We start from the raw sequence: 20,857 nt of genomic DNA, 5'->3' as shown, positions 1-20,857 counted from the left end.
GTGGAACACACTGCTTTGAAGGCCACAGAGAATAGCACGGAAAAACGTCAAGGAAAACGGTTGCGCGGCCAGTTGATGGGCGAATGAGAGACGGTTTTATCTGTTCCTGTAAATCTGGCCCATCGCGGCGCAAAATACGGTAAAGTCACCGCAGGATTTGCCTGTTTGATAAAACTGACTGCGACACTCGCAGCACCATCGTAAGGAGCATGTATGCTGAAGATTCTTCACACCCCGGAGGGGAAAAAATTTCTGACCGCTGTGGCGATCGTTTTCATTATCGCCGTGACCGTCGTTTCTAAAGTCACGTTTCAGGGCGTAGAAGATCAGTACAACCTGCCGATGGAGCAGTGGAGCGTGTCAATGTACTTCATTCAGGGAGCATGGGCCGCCATCTACAGCGTGATGTTCACCATCATTGGTTCGCTGCCGTTTGGCTTTTACTTCCTCGGCCCGAAAGACGATCGCGGCTGATTGCGGCGGTCAGAAAGGAAAGGGTATCAGTTCGACATTATCGGTGGTCACTTTGACCATCGAGCCCTCTGAATGCCAGGCGCCCAGCACTACGCGAAACGCAGGCTGACCATTGGCGGTCAGTTCGTGGACGGCGGGGCGATGCGTGTGCCCGTGAATCAGCCATTGAACGTGATGTTTTTCCATCGCCGCGACGACGGCCTGCGGATTCACGTCCATGATCTCCATCGATTTATGGCTGTTGGCGCTTTTGCTGCCGTCGCGCATTTTGGCGGCGATGCGGCGGCGAATAAACAGCGGTAAGGCGAGGAAGAGCGTTTGCAGCCAGGGCTGGTGGACTTTGGCGCGAAACGCCTGGTAGCCCGCATCGTCAGTACACAGCGTGTCGCCGTGCAGAATCAGCACCGGACGCCCGTATAACTCAAGGCGTTGTTCTTCCGGTAGTAACGTCATGCCGCTTTCGCGGGCAAAACGCTTCCCGAGCAGAAAATCGCGGTTGCCGTGAATGAAATAGCAAGGCACACCAGACGCAACCAGCGCGTTGATTTCTTTCGCTATTTGCTGATGTAACGGCTGCGGATCGTCGTCGCCAATCCAGGCCTCGAACAGATCGCCGAGAATGTACAGCGCGTCGGCGCGGCGGGCTTCACCGCGTAAAAAACGCAGAAAACCGGCGGTGATCGCCGGTTCTTCTGGGTGCAGATGCAAATCTGCAATAAAGAGTGTCGCCACCGATTACTCGCTGACGGTAACGCTTGTGATGATCACATCTTCTTTTGGCACGTCCTGATGCATACCGCTGCGGCCAGTTGCCACGGCTTTGATCTTATCGACCACGTCCATGCCTTCAGCCACTTCTGCAAACACGCAGTAGCCCCAACCCTGCAGGTTTTCGCCAGAGAAGTTCAGGAAGTCGTTGTCGACCACGTTGATGAAGAACTGTGCGGTAGCGGAGTGTGGCGCCTGAGTACGGGCCATTGCCAGCGTACCACGGGTATTTTTCAGGCCGTTGTTGGCTTCGTTTTTGATCTGATCTTTGGTCGCTTTCTGATTCATGCCTGGCTCAAAGCCGCCGCCCTGGATCATAAAGCCATTGATAACACGGTGGAAAATGGTGTTGTCGTAAAAACCTTCGCGGCAGTAGTCGAGGAAGTTTTTAACGGTTCCAGGCGCTTTATCATCAAAAGTTTTGATTACGATATCGCCGTGATTGGTGTGGAAAGTAACCATTTTTGCATCCTGTTTCGATATAGTGGTACGTCGACCCACATGAGGGTCACATATAGAGGGGTGTTATAGCATAACCGACGGGTTCGATCATCTTGCAATGCGTGCTGCTTCCGGAATGAATTTACGTGTAGAATATGCCGTTTACGACCACACACGTTTACATGGAATCTTCAATGTTAAAAATCTTTAATACACTGACGCGCCAAAAAGAGGAATTCAAACCTATCCATGCCGGGGAAGTCGGCATGTACGTGTGTGGTATTACCGTTTACGATCTCTGTCACATCGGCCATGGCCGTACGTTTGTGGCGTTCGACGTGGTGTCCCGCTATCTGCGTTTCCTCGGCTACAAGCTAAAATACGTGCGCAACATCACCGATATCGACGACAAAATCATCAAGCGCGCGAATGAAAACGGCGAAGATTTTGTGGCGCTGGTTGACCGCATGATTGCCGAAATGCACAAAGATTTTGATGCACTGAACATTCTGCGTCCGGACAACGAACCGCGCGCGACGCATCATATACACGAAATTATTGAAATCACTGAGCGCCTGATCGCCCGTGGTCACGCGTATGTCGCAGAAAACGGCGACGTGATGTTCTCGGTGCCTAGCGATCCGAATTATGGTCTGCTGTCGCGTCAGGATCTGGAAAATCTGCAGGCGGGCGCACGCGTTGACGTGGTTGACGTCAAACGTAACCCAATGGACTTCGTGCTATGGAAAATGTCGAAAGCGGACGAACCAAGCTGGCCGTCTCCGTGGGGTGCAGGCCGTCCAGGCTGGCATATCGAATGTTCGGCAATGAACTGCAAACAGCTCGGTTCCCATTTCGACATTCACGGTGGCGGCTCGGATCTGATGTTCCCGCACCACGAAAATGAAATCGCGCAGTCCACCTGTGCGCACGATGGCGAATACGTCAACACCTGGATGCACTCCGGGATGGTGATGGTCGATCGTGAAAAAATGTCCAAATCGCTGGGCAACTTCTTCACCGTGCGCGACGTGCTGAAGTATTACGACGCGGAAACCGTGCGTTACTTCCTGATGTCGGGCCACTACCGCAGCCAACTGAACTACAGCGAAGAGAACCTCAAGCAGGCGCGCTCTGCGCTGGAGCGTCTGTACACCGCGCTGCGCGGCACCGATGCGTCCGTTGAAGCCGCAGGCGGTGAGGCGTTCGAAGCCCGTTTCCGTGAAGCGATGGACGACGATTTCAACACCCCGGAAGCCTATTCCGTGCTGTTCGACATGGCGCGTGAAGTCAACCGTTTGAAGGGCGAAGATGTGGCTGCGGCGAATGCCATGGCGTCGCATCTGCGCAAACTCTCCGGCGTGCTGGGCCTGTTGGCTCAGGATCCGGAAGCGTTCTTACAGGGTGGGGCACAGGCTGATGACGGCGAAGTCGCGGAAATCGAAGCGTTAATCAAACAGCGTCTGGAAGCGCGTCAGTCGAAAGACTGGGCGTTAGCCGATGCGGCGCGTGACCGTCTGAACGAAATGGGTATCGTGCTGGAAGACGGTGCCCAGGGGACAACCTGGCGCCGTAAGTAATCCGCTTGATGTTAATGCCCTCCTCTTTGTGTGAGGGGGGCATATCCCTCCCTTGCTGCCTTCTTTATGTTTTTGTTCCCGCGCTTCTATCTCTCGTCATTTATTTTTCGCCAAGGATATGTGAGTTATCGTTATTAATTTAACTGAATAGATTATTCAGATATCTTTATTCAACTCTTCGTTTTTCACGAGATATACCTGTTGTGTCTTGATTTGAATGTGTTTTTTCTTGTTTTCGCTTTTATATTCATTTGTTTTATTGATGATTTATTATGTAAACATTCAGCGTCTTGATTATTGGTGCTGATTTAAAAAATAAAGCCTCTTTCCTATACAGTCTGATGTGCGATAATGCGCGAATACGCTTTCTAGAGCTGATCTATTTACTAACATTATGCATTCCTATTGCTACATTTTTTAAATGTTTCGAGGCTTTCTAATTATGATTTTAAATGATGCTTGCAGTGGCTTTATAAAACGAACGTCATGCTTATTATTGGTGATAACCGGAATGATTAGCGGCTGCCAACAACACGTGCAGCCTAAATCAGTCGTCAGTCAATCACCGTCTGCGGATGTCAGTTCTGTCCCATCGCCGCAACTGATGACTGAAACGAAAAGCCCGGAATCGGTGGGCGGGAATTCAGAAGGTATGGCTTCCACCTGCCAGCAGGAACTTTTGGCGCTTTCAAAAGTAAATCAGGCTGCCTATGCGCAGCGGAAAGCTTCTTTCGATGATTTACTCGCTAGCGCCTCCGTGTATACAAATGTCCGTGGTGATATTGGAGAAGACACTCGCACCACTATGGATGCGCTCTACAAATACAAAACGCAAAAACTTTGCAGCGATATCGAGCAATCCGTTCGTCAGGCTCTGATTAATCGTGGAGAAAACTTTAAATGATTGACTCAAGAACGATATTTTTTTTTCACATTCTCGACCCTGATTGGTGGGGTTGCGACAAATAACGCGTGTGCCAGCGATGAGATGACCACCGTCCAGTCGCTGAATGACATTACAGCTCAATCGAGCGAGATCCCCGCGTTACTAACGGGTAAGACTATTGACCTTCCGCCTGCGGTTGTTGAAAAACCTGCTAAAACTAAGCATGTTAAAAAAACAACCCACTCCGAAATAGCGAATGCTTCCAAAAGCCCAATTTCTATTAGTGTGCAAGAAAATACCGCATTACAGAAAAAACTCACCGACACCCAGAAGCAATTAGATAGCCTGCAGCAGCAGTGGCAAGTCGCGAACCAGCAGCTCGAAGAAAAAGCGCAACAGCTGGAGCAACTGCGTAGTACGCAAAAAAATGACACCACCGTTGCGACCGACCTGAAAAAGAGCCAGGTCGAGAGTCAGAAGCAAATTGCTGCTCTCAAAGAAGAGATCTCCACCCTGACGGCAGCGCAGGTGACGAATCAGCTTGAACTGGCGGCAGCTAAAACGCGCGATAGCCAGGATATCGTGCAACTGAAAAAATTGCTGGCTGATACCCAGGACCAGAAAGCATCCATGAGTGCGCAAATTGCGACGCTTACTGCCTCACAGGTAGAGAATGCCAAAGCCCTCGCTGCGGCGAAGGCTAGTGACTCTGAAGCGGTGGGGTCCCTGAAGCAATCGCTGAGTAAAAGCCAGGCTGAGTCTACCGAGCTGAAAAAATCGCTGGCCAGCGCGCAAAGCCAGGCAACGGCGTTAAGCAAACGAATTGACGAACTGACCGCCGCGCAAACGGCGCAGACCCAAGCCCAGACCGCTGCGAAAGCAGATGCCGATAAGGTGATTGCGCAGCTGAAAACATCCCTGACCGAAAGCCAGACGCAGACCACGGCGTTAAACAAACAGGTTGTAGAATTAACCTCTGCAATAACCGCGGCGAAAACGGCGAACATGAGTAGCGTGACAGCGGCAAAAGCGGATGCCGATAAGGTGATTGCCCAGCTGAAAACATCCCTGACCGAAAGTCAGACTCAGGCTACGGCGTTGAACAAGCAGGTAACGGAATTAACCGCGGCGCAAACGGCGAATGCCAAAGCACAGACGGCAGCAAAAGCCGATGCCGACAAGGTTCTCGCGCAGCTGAAAACCTCCCTGAGCGAGAGCCAGGCTCAGACTACAGCGTTAAATAAACAGGTCGACAGTTTACATGCGGCCAGTAAAGCGGCACCGATTGCAACCACAGCGCCAGATTCAGACGATAAACTCCGTGCCTATTCCCTGGGAACATTGTGGGGGCAGGAGATCAGGGGCGCGCTGGCCAACGTGCAGGCAGATGGCTTTGCACCTGACCTGACACAGGTTGTCAGCGGCGTTTCGGATTCGCTTAGCGGCGAGTTTAAAATCCCGAAAGAGAAGATCATGGCGCAGCTAGATACCATGAATAAACAAGTTCTCGCCCGCCAGAAACAGACCTCTGAAACAGCAGAAAGTGAAGGTGATAAATTCATCACTGATTTCAGTAAGCAGACCGGCGTGAAGAAAGCTGAGATGGGTTACTACTACCGCGTGTTAGATGCTGGCCGCGGGAAAATTAAGCATGGTGAAGTCGTTGCAGTCTCGGTGAAAGAGAGTCTGAGCAATGGCAATGTTATCAAAGATATGGCGAAGACAAAGCAGGTGGTGACTCTACCGCTCGATCAGTTCCCGCCGGTGTTCGCTTCGTCGATCGGTCTGGTGGGCAGCCACGGTAAGGTACAGATCGTTGTGCCGCCAGCGCTGGCCTACGGCGATCGTGGACAGCCCCCGCAGATCCCACCGAAAGCTACGATGGTGTACGAGATAACGGTCCAGGATGTGAAGCCTGCGCAGGCCAAATAATCCACCGTATGAATGCCCGAGTTTCTCGGGCATTTTTTTATGCGGATTCCCGCGCTACCAGTTGCCCGGAAAGCGTTATCTTTTGCGTCTGCAATTCAGGTTCTTTCAGTTTTCTGATAATCAACCCGGCAGCCTGGCGACCGGTTTCTTCACTGGCGGAAGAGACGTAGGTAAATGACGGCGAGGTGAGGTTCACGTGCAACATATCTTCAAAGCCTATCAGTGCGACCTGCTGGGTGAGAAACACGTCTTTACCGATAGTACGCCCCACCTGATGAATGCCGTTGATACAGCCGATCATCGCATCCGGTGAATGGCAGAGCAGGGCGGTGAGGGTGTTGTTTTTCTCCAGCAGCTGGCGGGTGGCGATACTGGCCGCATGGGTATCATCACTGCACGCCGGGGCCGAATCCTCTTTATACACCATGCCACTTTGCACCAGCGCGCTGCGAAAACCCTGTAACCGTTGCTGGCGAATCAGGCAATCGACCTGGCCACCGATGTAGCCAATGCTGCGGTGTCCGCGTTCTATCAGATAACGGGTCGCGAGATTGGCCGCCTGGCGATTATCGCGCATCACCAGATTACAGTTTTCTTCCATCAGCGACTGGGACACAACGACCAGCGGCAAAGGGCACTGGCGAACTAACTCGGGCAGCGTAGGGCGAGTGGTGTCGGACGCCAGATAGATAACCCCCGCCACGCCCTGTTGTTTAAACGATAACAGGCAGCGTTCGAGGCTTGCCCTGTCGTCCTGCGGCTGACCGAGAAACACCATAAAGCCTTGTTTCTCGAGTTCCTGAACGACGCTTGCCATCACTTTGATGGAGAAGCTATCGCTGAAATCACGCAGGATAAGGCCAATCAGGTTGGAGGTGTTGGAACGCAGGTTGGCGGCGGCAACGTTATGCACGTAGCCGAGCTGGCTCATCGCCGCCTGAACTTTCTCAATGGTGGCGTCGGATATTTTTCCCTTCTGACGCAGAACCAGCGAGACGGTGGAGACCGACACGCCCGCCTGTTTTGCCACATCGATAATGCTGACTTTTTTCAAACCTGCTCCCTGAAAAAACCGCCACAATCAGCCAGATAACACAACGTCCCCCGTATACGCAGGAGACGTTGGACAGCGTACCATCTTCCGCTTATTTGCCAATCATCGTCGACATGGTTTGTGCGATAAATTGTGCCCGGGCGCCAAAAATCACCTGGATCCCGGTATCGCCGACGAAGACCACGCCGCGCGCCCCGACCGCATTCAGGCCATCCTTATCCACAATATCGCTTTTCGCTACTTCCAGACGCAGACGGGTAATACAGGCACCGACGGAGTCGATATTCTGCGCGCCGCCCAGCAGGCTGATAATTTCCGTCGCCAGTTCGCTATCCGTTTTATCATTCGCATTGGCGGTGACGCTGGTACGGCCGGGCGTTTTCACATCAAAGCGGCGGATAACAAAGCGGAAGGTGAAGTAGTAAACCAGCCCCATTGGAATGCCGATAATCACCGCGCTGAGGAAGTTGGTCTGGTAGCCGTTGAACGACGGGAGGATGCCAAACGACAGATAGTCGATGAAACCGGCGGAGAAGGATTTCGCGATATGGGCGTGCATCAGGTACATGGTCATGTACGCCAGGCCCGCCATGATGGCGTTGAACACATACAGGATCGGCGCCACAAAGATGAAGGTAAATTCGACCGGTTCGGTTATACCGGTCAGGAAACAGGTCAGCGCCGCGGAGAACAGAATACCGGCCGCGATTTTTTTGTTGGCGGTGTGCGCTTCGTGATACATCGCCAGACAGGCTGCGGGCAGAGCGAACAGCATCAGCGGGAACTCGCCCTGCATGAATTTACCGGCGTTCTGGTAGCTATCGCTGCTAAAGGATTTCACGCCTTCTTCCAGCATTTTGAACCAAATGGTTTGGTCGCCATGAATTACCTGGCCTGCCTGGGTGGTGTAATCCCCGAAGGAGTACCAGAACGACGGATACCAGATATGGTGCAGGCCGAGCGGGATCAGCGCCCGTTCAACGAGGCCGAAGATAAAGGTTGATGCCGCCTGGTTATCGCCGTTGACAACCACGGACAGGGCATCAATGCCCGACTGAATATGCGACCAGATGTACGGCAACAGCAGACCCATGAGGAATGACAGGAAGGCGGTGGCGATGGCCACAAAGCGCTTGCCGGAGAAGAAGCCCAGGAATTCCGGGAGCTGCATTTGATGGAAGCGGTTATAGCACCATGCGGCGAGCACGCCACAAATCAGGCCGCCGAACACGCCCATTTGCAGGGTCGGAATGCCGACCACCATCGCATATTTTCCACCCTGAGAGGCCATCTCTGGCGTAATGCTCAGCACCGTGCTGATGGTGATGTTGGTGATAAACACCGACACCGCTGCGGACAACGCGGCAATCCCTGACTCAGATGCCAGCCCCACGGCGGAACCGATGGCGAACAGCATCGGCAGGTTATCAAAGATAACGCCCCCGGCATTCATCATTAACGGCAGATGGAATTTATCACCGAATGCCAGCAGCAGACCGGCCGCAGGCAGCAATGAAATTGGCAGCATCAACGCGCGACCAATCATGGATAATTTTGACAACGATTTAACAAAACCTGAGAACAGACTCATGCTGTTTTCCCCCGACCTGAGACCCTGAGATGCACTTATGGCGTGCTGTTATTGTGAGTAGAACGTTTTAGTAGAACGTTCTACTTATCGTCTAAGAAGTGTACGCGGCATGCAACTTAAATTTCACATGTCGTCAGAGGAAATGGTGATTCTTTGAAGTCGATCGATAATTAAGAGGAGGGGTATTAAGTTGAGTTGGCCCGGCAAACGCAGTGCCGCCGGGCACAAACCCGCTATCAGGCGATAACGGTAATACTCTGACCTGCGAAGCTCACGGTCTGGCCAGCAACGATTTTGCAGCGTTTGCGGGTTTCGATTTCACCGTCAACGCGAACCAAACCGTCTGCGATGACGATTTTCGCCTGCGCACCGCTTTCGCTCCAGCCTTCGAGTTTCAGGAGATCGCACAGTTCAACGTGCGGGTGCTTGCCTAAAGAAAAAGTGGCCATTCTTATACGTCCTTAACATCATGATATTCTTCACACGCCTGCAGCGTGTTCTGGATTAGCGTCGCCACGGTCATCGGGCCAACGCCTCCGGGTACCGGCGTAATATACGACGCGCGCGCGGCGGCATCGTCAAAAATTACATCGCCGACCACTTTCCCGCTTTCGAGACGGTTAATCCCGACATCGACCACAATCGCGCCTTCTTTGATCCACTCACCCGGAATAAAGCCCGGTTTACCAACCGCCACGACCAGGAGATCGGCATTCTCAACGTGCTGACGCAGATTTTTGGTGAAGCGATGGGTCACGGTGGTGGTGCAGCCAGCGAGCAGCAGTTCCATGCTCATCGGGCGACCGACGATATTGGATGCGCCGATAATGACCGCATTCAGCCCGTAAGTATCGATATTGTAACGCTCAAGCAGCGTCACAATCCCGCGAGGGGTGCAAGGGCGCAGACGCGGTGCACGCTGGCACAGGCGGCCAACGTTGTACGGATGGAAGCCGTCGACGTCTTTATCGGGTGCAATTCGCTCAAGCACTTTAACGTTATCAATTCCGGCTGGCAGTGGAAGCTGGACCAGAATGCCGTCGATGGTATCGTCGGCGTTAAGGGTATCGATAAGTTCCAGCAGCTCGGCTTCAAGCGTGGTTTCCGGCAGATCGTAAGAGCGGGAGATAAAGCCCACTTCTTCACACGCTTTGCGTTTGCTGCCGACATAAATTTGCGACGCAGGATTGCTACCGACCAGCACAACCGCTAATCCAGGGGCGCGTTTTCCGGCGTCAATTCGCGCCTTCACTTTTTCCGCGACCTCAGAGCGTACCTGCTGCGCAATCGTTTTACCGTCAATAATCTTTGCTGCCATCAGAGAGAAGATTCCGTCTGTCGAGTTCGAAAGGGGGGATGCCTATATTTTGTCAGAAGCCGGGCGTGATGTCAGTCACCGTTTGCGTTTTTCTGGCGCACAGGTGAGGAGGAGAGCCGAAACCCCTCCAGATCATAGGACTTTTCTTGGTGATTAATCCTAATGCAGTCATTTCTTAATTCTTATTAGGAAGCAACTGAACACGATCGCAGCTTTTATACGTATTTTGCATCAGGCGAATTGTTTAATTTAGTGCTACTGCTGCGGGCCATATTTCCGTTCAGTGTTGAAGGAACGACGAAACTTATTTTCGGATAGTTTCTTCGCCGTGAATAATTAGATAAATCATCAAGGAAAAATCATGAAAGTTAGCAAAATCGCTGCGTCTCTGGTCGCTACTCTGGGTCTGTTTGCGGGCGCAGTGCATGCCGATGCCACTAGCGTAAACGGCGGTACCGTGCATTTTAAAGGCGAGCTGGTTAACGCCGCCTGTGCCGTCAGCACGGACTCCTCTAATCAGGAAGTCAACCTGGGCCAGTACCGCACCGCGTCTTTCGCAAAAACCGGTGATACCTCGGCAAAAATCCCGTTCACTATCGTGCTGAACGACTGTGATCCAGCCGTGGCAGCGACCGCTGCTGTTGCGTTCTCGGGCCAGATTGATGCCAAAGACAACACCCTGCTGGCCGTGGCTTCCGGTAACAACGCCGACACCGCGTCAGGCGTAGGTATCGAAATTCTGGATAACGCATCCGCTACTCTGGCACCGAACGGCACCGCATTCTCTGCCGCACATAACCTGACCGAAGGCACCAACACCCTGCACTTCAGCGCACGTTATAAAGCCACTGCCGACACCACCGCGCCGGGCCAGGCTAACGCTGACGCAACCTTCGTTATGAAATACGAGTAAGACCTCGTCGCGCTCAGGATGAGCATTGCCTCAGGGATGAGGCTCGTTTTCAGACTCCCGGGAAGTCAACATGATACGGACGTTGCCGCTGCTGGCATTGATGATTTTCGCTGCATTCCCCGCATTCAGCCACACGGTTGTGGTGGACGGCGGGCGCGTTCAGCTGCGCGGCGAACTGGTCAACAGCGCCTGTGCCGTGGCGCAGGAAAGCCAGGATCTGCGCGTCGAAATGGGCCAGTACCGCAGTAATACCTTCGGTGAAGTGGGCTCCTTTTCCACCGTGACCGTGCCGTTCTCGCTCCATCTCGTCGAGTGTCGCCCCGATATTGCAAGCCTGGTAGGCGTGAGCTTTCAGGGCCTGAGTCCGGCGGAAGACCCGCAGGTTTTTGTCGCTTCGGCCAAAGCCACCGGTATGCCCGGTGAAAGCGGTTTGGGGTTGGCGCTATTTGATGGGCAACAAAAACTTATTATTCCTAACGCTCCGCCTGAACATTATTCCCCGATAACCGCTGAAGAAATGATTTTACATTTTAGTGCTCGTTATCGCGTTATTTCATTACCGCTAGTACCAGGGAATTTACTCACCGATGTCTGGTTTACCCTCGTTTATCCGTAAATATCAGACGCTGTCAGAAAATAAGAAAACAGGTAAATGGGTTATGATCCGCTTAATTAAAAAAACAATTTTACTCTCATTGCTGCTGCTTACCGGCGCGCTGCCTGCTCAGGCGGCGGGTGGCATCGCGCTGGGCGCAACCCGGGTGATTTACCCTGCCGACGCCAAACAAACCTCGCTGGCGCTGAGCAATAGCAACAAGCAAGAGCGCTACCTGATTAACGCGTGGATTGAAAACACCCACGGTCAAAAAGAAAAAACCTTCGTCATCACGCCGCCGCTGTTCGTCAGCGAACCCGACAGTGAAAACACGCTGCGCATCATCTACGCCGGGCCTACGCTTGCGGCAGATAAAGAGACGCTGTTTTACCTGAATGTGAAAGCTATCCCGTCGATGGAAAAAAAGAGCGGCGATAACAGCAACGTGCTGCAGCTGGCAATCTTGTCGCGCATCAAGCTGTTTGTGCGTCCGAAAAATCTCGAGATGCAGCCCGCGCAGGCGCTCGAGAAGCTGGCGTTTAGCCGTAGCGGTTCAGCCATCAACATCAATAATCCATCGCCGTATTACCTCACCCTGGTCAATTTACAGATGGCAGGGAAAAAGCTCGATAACGTGATGGTCGCACCAAAAAGCCGCGCCACGGTGACGCTGCCAGCCGGTGCCCAGGGCACGCTGAGCTGGCAGAGCGTGAATGACTACGGGGCAATTACTCCGGCTCGTCGTGTGAATCTGTAATGAACGCGCTCACTCTCCCGCGACGCCCGCCGCGTCTAAAACTGCTGACGCTCGCGCTGTCGGGCTTATCGCTCGCACCTGGCGTGCAGGCAGAAAGCTACTTTAACCCGGCGTTTCTCTCGGATGATGCGGCGGGCGTGGCGGATCTGTCGCGCTTTGAAAAAGGGCATCAGCAACCGGCCGGGGTTTATCGCGTCGATATTTGGCGTAACGAGGAGTTCGTGGGTGCGCAGGATTTGCCCTTCGAACCCGCCGACGGCACCAAACCTGCAGCAGGCGGGTTAGCCCCGTGTCTGACACCTGCGCTGCTCAAGCGTCTCGGTGTAAACACCGCGGCGTTTCCGTTGCTGGCCAAAGAGGACAAAGACGCCTGTGTGGTGCTGGAAAAAACCATCCCAGGCGCAGAAGTGCTGTTTGATTTTGCGGCCCTGAAACTCAGCATCAGCCTGCCTCAGGTGGCAATGTTCAACAGTGCGCGCGGCTATATTCCCCCGGAGGAGTGGGATGAGGGCATTCCGGCCCTGCTGGCGAACTACAGCTTCAGCGGCAACCGGGGTAGCGACGATGACAGCTACTTTCTGAACCTGACCAGCGGCCTGAACTACGGCCCGTGGCGGCTGCGCAATAACGGCACCTGGAGCTATTCCAACAACAATAACCAAAAGGAAAACAGCTGGCGGAACGTGGCGACCTGGGCACAGCGGGCCATCGTGCCGTGGAAAAGCGAAATTGTCCTTGGCGACAGCAATACCGGCAGCGATGTGTTCGACAGCGTCGGTTTTCGCGGGGCACGCCTCTACTCCTCCGACAGCATGTATCCCGACAGTATGCAGGGCTTCGCCCCGACGGTGCGCGGTATCGCCCGCACGCCAGCCAAAATCACCATCCGTCAGAATGGCTATGTGGTCTATCAAAGCTACGTGCAGAGTGGGGCATTCGCCATCACCGATCTCAACCCGACCTCGTCGAGCGGTGACCTGGAGGTGACGGTAGATGAAAAAGACGGCAGCCAGCAGCGCTATACCGTGCCGTATTCATCGGTGCCGCTGCTGCAGCGTGAAGGGCGCTGGAAGTATGACCTGGTGGCCGGGGATTACCGCTCCGGCAACACTCAGCAGGACAGGCCTTTCTTCGCTCAGGGCACACTGATTACCGGCCTGAATGGCGGCTATACGGTTTACGGCGGCACGCAGCTGTCAGAAGACTACACCGCCGTGGCGCTGGGTCTGGGCAAAAATCTCGGTGACTGGGGCGCGGTATCGGTGGACATCACCCATGCCCACAGTCGGCTGGTGGACGACAGCACCCACGACGGACAATCGCTGCGTTTTCTGTACGCCAAATCCCTGAACACCTTCGGGACTAACTTCCAGCTGCTGGGCTATCGCTACTCGACCAAAGGATTCTTCACCCTCGACGACACGACGTGGAAGAACATGAGTGGCTACCAGTACAGCGACAAAGATAAAGATGAAAACGGCGTGCCGGATATCATCAGCTATCACAACCTGACGCAGAACAAAAAGGGGCGTTTTCAGGCCAACATCTCACAGCAGCTCGGCGACTACGGCTCGCTGTATCTTTCAGGTAGCGAGCAAACCTACTGGGGCTCGGATGAAACCAACACCTGGTATCAGGTCGGTTATTCCGGCGGCTGGCGCGGGGTGAGTTATTCCTTGTCGATGTCGTGGAACAAATCGATTGGGATCCCCGGCACCGACCGCATCGCATCATTCAACCTGTCGGTGCCGTTCAGCATCTTTAACAACGGTGCCGCGCGCCGCGATTCCGCGTTTGACAGGGCCTACGCCACGGTGTCGGCCAGCCGCAACAGCGATGGCGATAACAGTTGGCAGAGCGGCGTCAGCGGCACGCTACTGGAAGGGAACAACCTCAGTTACAGCGTGACCCAGGGCAACGCCAGCGGGCGGGGTTACACTGGCAGCGCCAGCGCTAACTGGCAGGCGACCTACGGCACGCTGAGTGGGGCGTACAACTACGACCGCGATCAGCACTCTCTTAACTGGCAGGCAGCGGGGGGCATTCTGGCTCACGCCGATGGCGTCACCTTCAGCCAGCCGTTGGGTGACACTAATGTGCTGATCAAAGCGCCAGGTGCCAGCGGTGTGAGCATCGAAAACCAGACCGGGGTGAAAACCGACTGGCGCGGTTACGCGGTCATGCCGTACGCCACGGTCTATCGCTACAACCGTATCGCGCTGGATACCAACACCATGAGCAACAGCACCGATGTGGAAAACAACGTCAGCAGCGTAGTACCGACCGAAGGGGCCGTCGTGCGTGCGGCATTCGATACGCGTATTGGCGTGCGGGCGCTGATTACCGTACGTCGGGGTACCCAGCCGGTGCCATTCGGGGCGATGGTCCGGGAAAATACCAGCGGCGTGACCAGCATGGTGGGCGACGACGGACAAATTTATTTAAGTGGTTTACCGCTGCGCGGTGAGCTGTTGATTCAGTGGGGCCAGGGGGCGGGATCCCAGTGCCGCGCGCCTTATACGCTGCCTGAAAAGAGCCTGCAACAGGCAATCACGCTGACGGAGATCCGCTGTGAAAAATAAAGTCATCACCCTTATGGTGCTGGGGGGCGCGATGTTGTCCACCTCCGCCTGGGCCACCGTATGTCGTAACTCGACCGGTGTACCGACGGATGTGTTTTACGATCTGACCGACACTTTCACCAGCGCCAATAACCAGGTCGGACAGGTAGTGACGCTGAGTCAGAAATCGGGCTGGGTGGGGGTCAATGCGGTGTGCCCGAGCGGCACCAGCGGGAACACCACCAAACGCAGCTATGTCACCCGTTTTCCGGTGGTCAGCACCGAGGGTGGCTATAAATATCTGAAACTGAACGACTATCTTGATGGTGCGATGCAGATAACCGACAGCTACGCCGGGACGTTCTATCCGCCGCAGAACTATATCCAGATGGGCTCGCACCCTAACGTTTCAAAGCAGAAAGCCTTCCCGGTGAATGACTCGAAGCTGGTGTTTCGCCTGAAAGTGACCCGGCGTTTTATCAACATGGTGGTTATTCCTAAACAGACGATGTTTAACGTCTATGTGACCACTACCACCGCCGACCCGTTGACAACGCCGGTCTATACCATCAGCTACAGTGGCACCATCAACGTGCCGCAAACGTGTGAAATCAATGCAGGCACGGTGGTGCAGTTTGATTTCGGGGATATCGGCGCATCGCTGTTTAGCCAGGCAGGGGCGGGCAATCGTCCGGCCAACATTCCGCCGCAGCAAAAAACTATCGCCATCAAATGCACCAACGTGGAGTCACAGGCGTACCTCACGATGCGCGTTGAGGCGGAGAAAAGTCAGGGTAATGCGATGGTCTCCGATAATCCGGATCTGGGCTTTATCGTGGCCGACAGCAGCGGCAACCCGCTGACGCCGAATAACATCAACAGCAAAATCCCATTCCGTCTGGATGCCAGCGCGCAGGCACGGGTGGGGATCCGCGCGTGGCCAATCAGCGTCACCGGCAATAAACCGGCGGAAGGGAAGTTTACGGCGCGGGGCTATTTGCGTGTGGATTATGACTGAGGGCCAGCCGATGAAATCAGTGAAATTGTATGTGACGTTGCTGGCTGGCATGCTGATGAGTCCTGGCGTTCGGGCTGATAACGCGCTGGGGGCGGTCAACATCGAACTGTTCGGCAACGTGGTGGATTACACTTGTGTAGTGGAAGCCGCCGACAGCGACAAATCGGTTGAGCTGGGGCGCTGGGCAACCAAACAGCTACGCAACGCTGGCAGTACCACCTCGGTCATTCCTTTTACGCTCAGCCTGACAGGCTGTCCACCGGGCTCGGCATCGATAACCTTTGCCGGGAAAGCAGATGACAGTGATCCGACGTTGCTAGGGCTTAATGGTGGCAGCAATGCCAGCCGGGTGGCGGTTGAAATTCGTGACGCAGACCGCAGCCGGCTGCCGCTGCAGCAGGCCAGTAAAGAGGTCGCGGTGGATGCTTTGGGCAATGCCACGCTGCAGTTTTATGCTAACTATATTGCGACCGCCGACAATCCGCAGCCAGGCAAAGCCGATGCGGATGCGACGTTTATGATTAATTATAACTAATGGATTCAGCGTCATTCCCAATATTTTATAGGGAATGACGCTAGCGCTTAAAGCAGTTCGTGGGATTTGGCGTAGTCAATCAATTCAACTATGGTATGTACGCCGAGTTTGGAGAAAATATTTGATTTATGTGCGCTGATTGTTTTGTTGCTGAGCAGCAATTGCTCGGCGATTTCTTTATTTGACAGACCGTTTACCAGGTAGCGCAACACCGTCACTTCGCGATTGGAGAGCGGAAGTTCGCTCAATTCCCCACGGCGTGAGGAGGTATTGCTGAGAAAGTTAAGGGTATCCGACGGGAAGAATGAATATCCATTTAACAGCATTTCTACTGCTTTATAGATGTCATTGTGATCCTTTCTTTTGCTAACGAAACCATTCGCGCCAGCACGTATTGCCCGTCCAGCATAATAATTTTCAGATTTCGAGGATAAAAAAAGAACCTTCGTTTGCGGGCTAATGTCATTGACTCGTTTCAGCAAAGAAAATCCATCGGTTCCCGGCAGTTCGATGTCAACGATCAGCAGATCGACTTTGTTTTTACGCACATAATCAATCACTTCCCTGCCATCGTCTGACTTGAGGGCGACGTGAATATTGCTATTTTTCTTCAGCAGAACCTCTATCGACATCCTCACGATAGGTTGCTCATCCATAATAACAACGGAAGCAGGTTTCATTTTCTATTCCTCAGATCATGTATTCAAGTGTGCAGCGTTCGCGAAGAACTCTGGCACCAGCCCAGCGCCAATGGATTGCATTCTTCAATAACCCGTAGTGCGCAAAGAAGCGATGTCAGGGGTAAGAGAAGAAAACAATAATTGGCTGATTGGCCAGTATTCGTAAAAACGATGGGTGTAATCAGGAAATCCTGATGCGTTGATTATTTATCCGTTGGTGTGAGCTACTCTTCCTTTTTTACTGGCGGCAGAATTGTCGCATTGAACTATTATTCATAGGCGATTGTTTTGCCTGTTTTGTTATTAGTCTCAATGGCGTTGATTATACCGTGTAATGTTTTAGGAAAAAGCCTGAGATTATGACAATTAACTTTACTAATTACGATGTGCTGAATGAGATTGGCATGCAATTTTCTTTTGGGGTGAATTCCTGCGGTTTATCGGTTTGCTGACGCTAAGTTTTCATGTAATAGCAAAAAACAAAACATGCGACTGCTTGTTGTGGGGGTGTTAAAATATTTTCGAATTGTTATATCACCATCCCTCAAGGAACGGGGTTAAAAAGTGCAGTCATAATAGACTGTTACGGCCAATATCCTGCCCTAAAAGTCTGAGCCCGCCTGAGCCGTCTCATGCAGAAGGTTGTTCTGTTTTGAGGCCCCTTAATGGGCCGCGTTTGTCGCCTTGCTCACAATAACCTCGAATATATCACCTGCAACGTTGAGTTTATTCTTATCTCTCAGCATCAAACTCCAGGATTTATGCTCTACATGGTTTTTCGTTTTGCGTTGTGGTTGAAATTAGGAATAGTTGCAATTGTTTCGTTTTGGTTAAAAAATTACCAAATATTAACTTTAATTTAAGTAATTTCTTAAATATGTCCCGGCATCAGCAGGTTATTCCGAGTGATGGTTATCGCGGATCGCGTTGACGCGCTGCAACAGGCGCAGAAGCTGCTGGCGATGATTTAAACGAAGCAGTGACAGTACACAGCCCACGCGATAAATGATTCGATGATAGGGGCGCAGCTGCTGGCGTGCGATGTTGCACAGCGAATGACCGTTGGACATCAACATCAGCACGCTCCACTCTTTGCTTTTGAACAAGCGTGACACCAGAGGTTGTGGGGGATCGTGAAGCTGAAAAGCGTGACGCGCCTGCACCAGCGCCAGACGCTTATCAATAATCCGACAGCGGCAGGACGCTTGTAAAAAACGCAGTGATTCCCGATCGGTTTCTGGCGTAATCAGCGCAATATCCATCTGGGGATGGCGTTGCTGTAAATCCCGCAGCCGATCTAGCAGAGTGAGGGTAGGCTGGCTCCATCCCTCAAGGTCAACAATTAGACACAGGGGGAGCGTTTGACGAACCACGTTCAGCGCTTCATCGAAATCGTCATAAATGCGGCACAGACAGAGCGGAACCGGGCTGTGGCGAACACCGATGGCAAGGTAGTGGTCGCGTGTCACCAGAATGCGATAGTCACAATAGCGTGCCGTGTGGTTGAGCAGGTCGCCACGATCCACCAGGGCGTTATGGGGCAGGGGAAGTGAATGCCCCTGAAAATCCATCATATTACGCCGCCGCCTTTCCCTGCGTAGCATCACGCGCATCGTTTCCCTCCCGGCACGTTCGCACTGGCTCACGCCTTTTATTCAGTATCGGCATGAACGAAGAAATGTTGCCTGACGTGTTCCCGACAACACCCTGTCATTGCGACGGTTCCCGTCTTCGCATGACCTGTTCCATTGTTGCTACAGGAAAACTCTGAAGGTACCAGGCGTTGCTTAAACCGTGGCGGGATATTTCGTAGAGAGAGGGCAGATAAAGGCGAGTGTCTAAGCTTTAATCAGTTGAGCGGGCGTGTTTTGGGCATCTGGATGAAGAAGGGGGTTTTGAGGGCGAAAGCCATTGACTCACCAGGCATTGACCGTATAATTCGTCGCGTTCAACACCGCGAAGTTCATCTTCTCAGGGCGCCCTTAGCTCAGTTGGATAGAGCAACGGCCTTCTAAGCCGTAGGTCACAGGTTCGAATCCTGTAGGGCGTACCATTCAATATCAGTAACTTAAGCCAGTTTCAAACCAGCCTGATTTTCTCCTTGTGTCGTATTTGTGTCATGGTTGCCAAAAATGGCATCTATTTTCCGTGCGTGCTCGCTTAAATGGTTCGGTGCAAGGTGAGCATACCGACGGACCATTTCTATCGATTCCCAACCTCCCATTTCCTGCAGAACGGACAGTGGAACTCCGGACTGAATCAACCAACTCGCCCAGGTATGCCGGAGATCGTGAAAACGGAAGTCCTCAATGCCCGCTTTTGCCAGGCCAATACGCCAGGCGCTATTGTCGTCCACACGCATTTTCCTGATAGCCGGAGTCAGTGTTTTATCCGGGCGCGTCGATGGCTTCGTGTGAACGAATACCCACCTCGAGCTTTTCCCGATCTGATCCCTTAACACCCTGCATGCGGTATCATTCAGAGCCACGCCGATAGCCTTGCCCGCCTTCGCGTTCTCCGGATTTACCCATGCAACCTTTCTCTGCATATCGACCTGCTGCCACTCCAGATCAATGATGTTGGAGCGGCGCAGGCCGGTAGCCAGTGCAAATATCACCACCGGCTTTATCGATTCCGGCATGCAGGCGATAAGCCGCTCTGCTTCGTCTCTGGTCAGCCAGCGGATGCGTTTGCTGATCGGCTTTTTCGTTTTGATAACCGGGGTCGTATTTATCCAGCCCCAGTCATTGGCTGCTGCCTTAAACAGTGATCGCATGAAAGACAGGTGCTGGCTCTTTGTGGCCTGGCTAACTGGCTTTTCAACATACGGCGGTGGTTCCTTTCCCCGACGCATAGCCGCGTCCCTGCGCGACTCCCACACCTGAATATGCTTGCGGTTAACCATCCTGGAAACAGCCTCGTTCACCTGATCAGCTGTGATGGTCGAGATATCCCGCCCGGAAAAATGACGCAGGAAATATTCGATTTTGGTCTTGTCGTCATCGAGGGACCGTTTGTGCTCCTTCTCTCGGATCCACCTGATGCAACATTCCTCAAACGTCCTGGTAGGCAACTCCCCAATTTTATCCACCCGCCACGCTTCTGCCTTCAGCTTGTCGTGCAGCTCCTGCGCTTGTTTCTTGTCCCCCGTGCCAAGAGATCGTCTAATTCTTTTCCCTGACGGCGTAACGAAATGACAGTGCCAGACGCCGCCTCTGAGGGTGATTGACATAAAATTTCTCCTTTATGTTCACCCGCGCTCGCGGAAACAGGATCGCGCGGGTCATGTAAATACGCAATACAGGCGACGTCGGTCGTGCGGTATTTGTTGCCAATCTTCTTCCCGGCCAGCTGTCCCGAGTCTATAAGTCGGTAGACAGTTCTCGGTGAGGTGATCAGTAGTTCGGCCGCCTGCCTGGCTGTCAGTGTTTTTGCCTCAACCATGTATTTCCTCCAGGCAAAAGGGATAACGGGCTTTCGCACCCAATAGCCAGCTCATAACTGGCTATCAGTTGCGTCAATTGTCTTCATCCTCTTCCCAGTCATCGTCGTAATAAGGCGAGGCCAGAAGGGGGTTGGTAGCGGAAAGAACTTCGCCTGCTGCACCCTGGCGCTGAAGTCGGCGAAGCGCTTCGTATAGCTCGAAAGCTTCGGTTCGCTCGTCACCAATCTCTAAGGTGCACGCTACTTTATGCGCCTCGGTGACCAGGGTTGATAGCTGGTTGCGGATGTCCTGAATGGTACTCATGGCTCT

The 20,857-nt window shown here is 53.2% G+C and carries 21 protein-coding genes and 1 tRNA gene; 11 read left to right on the top strand and 11 right to left on the bottom strand.

What is annotated here, in order from left to right; all coding sequences use genetic code 11:
• Positions 1-213 precede the first annotated feature (213 nt).
• Positions 214-474 (top strand): DUF2534 family protein, encoded by a 261-nt coding sequence (locus ACG0Z5_RS11115; protein WP_319626818.1) that lies wholly within the window; start codon positions 214-216, stop codon positions 472-474.
• A 9-nt stretch (positions 475-483) separates the two neighbouring features.
• Here ACG0Z5_RS11115 and lpxH read toward each other — a convergent pair whose 3' ends face one another.
• Both lpxH and ppiB read right to left on the bottom strand, forming a co-directional pair.
• Positions 484-1,206 (bottom strand): UDP-2,3-diacylglucosamine diphosphatase, encoded by a 723-nt coding sequence (gene lpxH, locus ACG0Z5_RS11110; RefSeq protein ID WP_394447298.1) that lies wholly within the window; start codon positions 1,204-1,206, stop codon positions 484-486.
• A gap of 3 nt (positions 1,207-1,209) precedes the next feature.
• Positions 1,210-1,704 (bottom strand): peptidylprolyl isomerase B, encoded by a 495-nt coding sequence (ppiB, locus tag ACG0Z5_RS11105; protein WP_394447296.1) that lies wholly within the window; start codon positions 1,702-1,704, stop codon positions 1,210-1,212.
• Between the two features lie 173 nt (positions 1,705-1,877).
• Between ppiB and cysS the strand changes: the two genes are divergently transcribed.
• From cysS to ACG0Z5_RS11090, 3 genes are all read left to right on the top strand, one after another.
• Positions 1,878-3,263: a cysteine--tRNA ligase gene (cysS, locus tag ACG0Z5_RS11100; RefSeq protein ID WP_394447294.1), complete on the top strand. Its 1,386-nt coding sequence runs from the start codon at positions 1,878-1,880 to the stop codon at positions 3,261-3,263.
• Positions 3,264-3,705: 442 nt separating this feature from the next.
• Positions 3,706-4,167 carry a hypothetical protein gene (locus tag ACG0Z5_RS11095; RefSeq protein WP_394447292.1) on the top strand — a complete coding sequence of 154 codons (462 nt, stop codon included), beginning with the start codon at positions 3,706-3,708 and terminating at the stop codon, positions 4,165-4,167.
• A gap of 267 nt (positions 4,168-4,434) precedes the next feature.
• On the top strand, positions 4,435-6,081 hold the full coding sequence (locus ACG0Z5_RS11090) for an FKBP-type peptidyl-prolyl cis-trans isomerase N-terminal domain-containing protein (protein ID WP_394447290.1): 1,647 nt from the start codon (positions 4,435-4,437) through the stop codon (positions 6,079-6,081).
• A 37-nt stretch (positions 6,082-6,118) separates the two neighbouring features.
• On the opposite strand, the gene malI is transcribed toward ACG0Z5_RS11090, so the two are convergent.
• The 4 genes from malI to folD all read right to left on the bottom strand — a co-directional run bounded on the left by malI (position 6,119) and on the right by folD (position 10,044).
• A complete protein-coding gene (gene malI / locus ACG0Z5_RS11085) occupies positions 6,119-7,135 on the bottom strand; it encodes a Mal regulon transcriptional regulator MalI (protein WP_319785345.1) in 1,017 nt (338 codons plus the stop codon).
• Positions 7,136-7,226: 91 nt separating this feature from the next.
• On the bottom strand, positions 7,227-8,726 hold the full coding sequence (locus ACG0Z5_RS11080) for a PTS transporter subunit EIIC (protein WP_394447288.1): 1,500 nt from the start codon (positions 8,724-8,726) through the stop codon (positions 7,227-7,229).
• A 236-nt stretch (positions 8,727-8,962) separates the two neighbouring features.
• On the bottom strand, positions 8,963-9,175 hold the full coding sequence (gene ybcJ, locus ACG0Z5_RS11075) for a ribosome-associated protein YbcJ (protein WP_319626826.1): 213 nt from the start codon (positions 9,173-9,175) through the stop codon (positions 8,963-8,965).
• 2 nt (positions 9,176-9,177) lie between these two features.
• Positions 9,178-10,044, bottom strand: coding sequence for a bifunctional methylenetetrahydrofolate dehydrogenase/methenyltetrahydrofolate cyclohydrolase FolD (gene folD, locus ACG0Z5_RS11070; RefSeq protein WP_319626827.1), 867 nt, complete (start codon positions 10,042-10,044; stop codon positions 9,178-9,180).
• Between the two features lie 361 nt (positions 10,045-10,405).
• On the opposite strand from folD, the gene fimA reads away from it, so the two are divergent.
• The 6 genes from fimA to sfmF all read left to right on the top strand — a co-directional run bounded on the left by fimA (position 10,406) and on the right by sfmF (position 16,423).
• Positions 10,406-10,957, top strand: coding sequence for a type 1 fimbrial major subunit FimA (gene fimA, locus ACG0Z5_RS11065; protein WP_394447285.1), 552 nt, complete (start codon positions 10,406-10,408; stop codon positions 10,955-10,957).
• A 70-nt stretch (positions 10,958-11,027) separates the two neighbouring features.
• Complete coding sequence (gene fimI, locus ACG0Z5_RS11060) at positions 11,028-11,573, top strand: type 1 fimbrial protein subunit FimI (protein WP_394447283.1); 546 nt, start codon at positions 11,028-11,030, stop codon at positions 11,571-11,573.
• Between the two features lie 43 nt (positions 11,574-11,616).
• Positions 11,617-12,309, top strand: a complete 693-nt coding sequence (fimC, locus tag ACG0Z5_RS11055; protein ID WP_394447281.1) for a type 1 fimbria chaperone FimC — start codon at positions 11,617-11,619, stop codon at positions 12,307-12,309.
• Positions 12,309-14,891 carry a fimbrial biogenesis usher protein gene (locus ACG0Z5_RS11050; RefSeq protein ID WP_394447279.1) on the top strand — a complete coding sequence of 861 codons (2,583 nt, stop codon included), beginning with the start codon at positions 12,309-12,311 and terminating at the stop codon, positions 14,889-14,891. Before fimC ends, ACG0Z5_RS11050 begins: the two co-directional genes overlap by 1 nt.
• Positions 14,892-14,904: 13 nt before the next feature.
• Positions 14,905-15,888 carry a type 1 fimbria D-mannose specific adhesin FimH gene (fimH, locus tag ACG0Z5_RS11045; RefSeq protein WP_394447347.1) on the top strand — a complete coding sequence of 328 codons (984 nt, stop codon included), beginning with the start codon at positions 14,905-14,907 and terminating at the stop codon, positions 15,886-15,888.
• Positions 15,889-15,898: 10 nt separating this feature from the next.
• On the top strand, positions 15,899-16,423 hold the full coding sequence (gene sfmF / locus ACG0Z5_RS11040; protein WP_394447277.1) for a fimbria assembly protein: 525 nt from the start codon (positions 15,899-15,901) through the stop codon (positions 16,421-16,423).
• Between the two features lie 47 nt (positions 16,424-16,470).
• Here sfmF and fimZ read toward each other — a convergent pair whose 3' ends face one another.
• Positions 16,471-17,103 carry a fimbria biosynthesis transcriptional regulator FimZ gene (gene fimZ, locus ACG0Z5_RS11035; protein ID WP_394447276.1) on the bottom strand — a complete coding sequence of 211 codons (633 nt, stop codon included), beginning with the start codon at positions 17,101-17,103 and terminating at the stop codon, positions 16,471-16,473.
• Positions 17,104-17,999: 896 nt separating this feature from the next.
• A complete protein-coding gene (locus tag ACG0Z5_RS11030; protein ID WP_394447274.1) occupies positions 18,000-18,677 on the bottom strand; it encodes a hypothetical protein in 678 nt (225 codons plus the stop codon).
• 402 nt (positions 18,678-19,079) lie between these two features.
• Between ACG0Z5_RS11030 and ACG0Z5_RS11025 the strand changes: the two genes are divergently transcribed.
• Positions 19,080-19,156, top strand: a tRNA-Arg gene (locus ACG0Z5_RS11025).
• 15 nt (positions 19,157-19,171) lie between these two features.
• Here ACG0Z5_RS11025 and ACG0Z5_RS11020 read toward each other — a convergent pair.
• The 3 genes from ACG0Z5_RS11020 to ACG0Z5_RS11010 form a co-directional block, all read right to left on the bottom strand.
• Positions 19,172-20,329, bottom strand: coding sequence for a tyrosine-type recombinase/integrase (locus ACG0Z5_RS11020; protein ID WP_394447345.1), 1,158 nt, complete (start codon positions 20,327-20,329; stop codon positions 19,172-19,174).
• Positions 20,212-20,547 carry a helix-turn-helix domain-containing protein gene (locus tag ACG0Z5_RS11015; RefSeq protein WP_072059588.1) on the bottom strand — a complete coding sequence of 112 codons (336 nt, stop codon included), beginning with the start codon at positions 20,545-20,547 and terminating at the stop codon, positions 20,212-20,214. Before ACG0Z5_RS11015 ends, ACG0Z5_RS11020 begins: the two co-directional genes overlap by 118 nt.
• 73 nt (positions 20,548-20,620) lie before the next feature.
• Complete coding sequence (locus ACG0Z5_RS11010; protein ID WP_394447272.1) at positions 20,621-20,851, bottom strand: hypothetical protein; 231 nt, start codon at positions 20,849-20,851, stop codon at positions 20,621-20,623.
• Between the last annotated feature and the right edge of the window lie 6 nt (positions 20,852-20,857).

Origin of the sequence: Scandinavium sp. M-37 (genome assembly GCF_043558715.1) — a bacterium.
Classification (GTDB): domain Bacteria; phylum Pseudomonadota; class Gammaproteobacteria; order Enterobacterales; family Enterobacteriaceae; genus Scandinavium; species Scandinavium vulneris_A.
The sequence above is the reverse complement of the archived record's forward strand: the minus strand, read 5'-3'. Positions and strand labels throughout refer to the sequence as shown.

Coding starts and splice junctions, on each gene's coding strand:
- ACG0Z5_RS11015 (WP_072059588.1), bottom strand. CDS start 20,547: ATGGTTGAGGCAAAAACACTGACAGCCAGGCAGGCGGCCGAACTACTG.
- sfmF (WP_394447277.1), top strand. CDS start 15,899: ATGAAATCAGTGAAATTGTATGTGACGTTGCTGGCTGGCATGCTGATG.
- cysS (WP_394447294.1), top strand. CDS start 1,878: ATGTTAAAAATCTTTAATACACTGACGCGCCAAAAAGAGGAATTCAAA.
- fimZ (WP_394447276.1), bottom strand. CDS start 17,103: ATGAAACCTGCTTCCGTTGTTATTATGGATGAGCAACCTATCGTGAGG.
- fimC (WP_394447281.1), top strand. CDS start 11,617: ATGATCCGCTTAATTAAAAAAACAATTTTACTCTCATTGCTGCTGCTT.
- folD (WP_319626827.1), bottom strand. CDS start 10,044: ATGGCAGCAAAGATTATTGACGGTAAAACGATTGCGCAGCAGGTACGC.
- ACG0Z5_RS11115 (WP_319626818.1), top strand. CDS start 214: ATGCTGAAGATTCTTCACACCCCGGAGGGGAAAAAATTTCTGACCGCT.
- ACG0Z5_RS11095 (WP_394447292.1), top strand. CDS start 3,706: ATGATTTTAAATGATGCTTGCAGTGGCTTTATAAAACGAACGTCATGC.
- ACG0Z5_RS11030 (WP_394447274.1), bottom strand. CDS start 18,677: ATGATGGATTTTCAGGGGCATTCACTTCCCCTGCCCCATAACGCCCTG.
- fimH (WP_394447347.1), top strand. CDS start 14,905: ATGGTGCTGGGGGGCGCGATGTTGTCCACCTCCGCCTGGGCCACCGTA.
- ACG0Z5_RS11050 (WP_394447279.1), top strand. CDS start 12,309: ATGAACGCGCTCACTCTCCCGCGACGCCCGCCGCGTCTAAAACTGCTG.
- fimA (WP_394447285.1), top strand. CDS start 10,406: ATGAAAGTTAGCAAAATCGCTGCGTCTCTGGTCGCTACTCTGGGTCTG.
- ppiB (WP_394447296.1), bottom strand. CDS start 1,704: ATGGTTACTTTCCACACCAATCACGGCGATATCGTAATCAAAACTTTT.
- ACG0Z5_RS11010 (WP_394447272.1), bottom strand. CDS start 20,851: ATGAGTACCATTCAGGACATCCGCAACCAGCTATCAACCCTGGTCACC.
- fimI (WP_394447283.1), top strand. CDS start 11,028: ATGATACGGACGTTGCCGCTGCTGGCATTGATGATTTTCGCTGCATTC.
- ybcJ (WP_319626826.1), bottom strand. CDS start 9,175: ATGGCCACTTTTTCTTTAGGCAAGCACCCGCACGTTGAACTGTGCGAT.
- ACG0Z5_RS11080 (WP_394447288.1), bottom strand. CDS start 8,726: ATGAGTCTGTTCTCAGGTTTTGTTAAATCGTTGTCAAAATTATCCATG.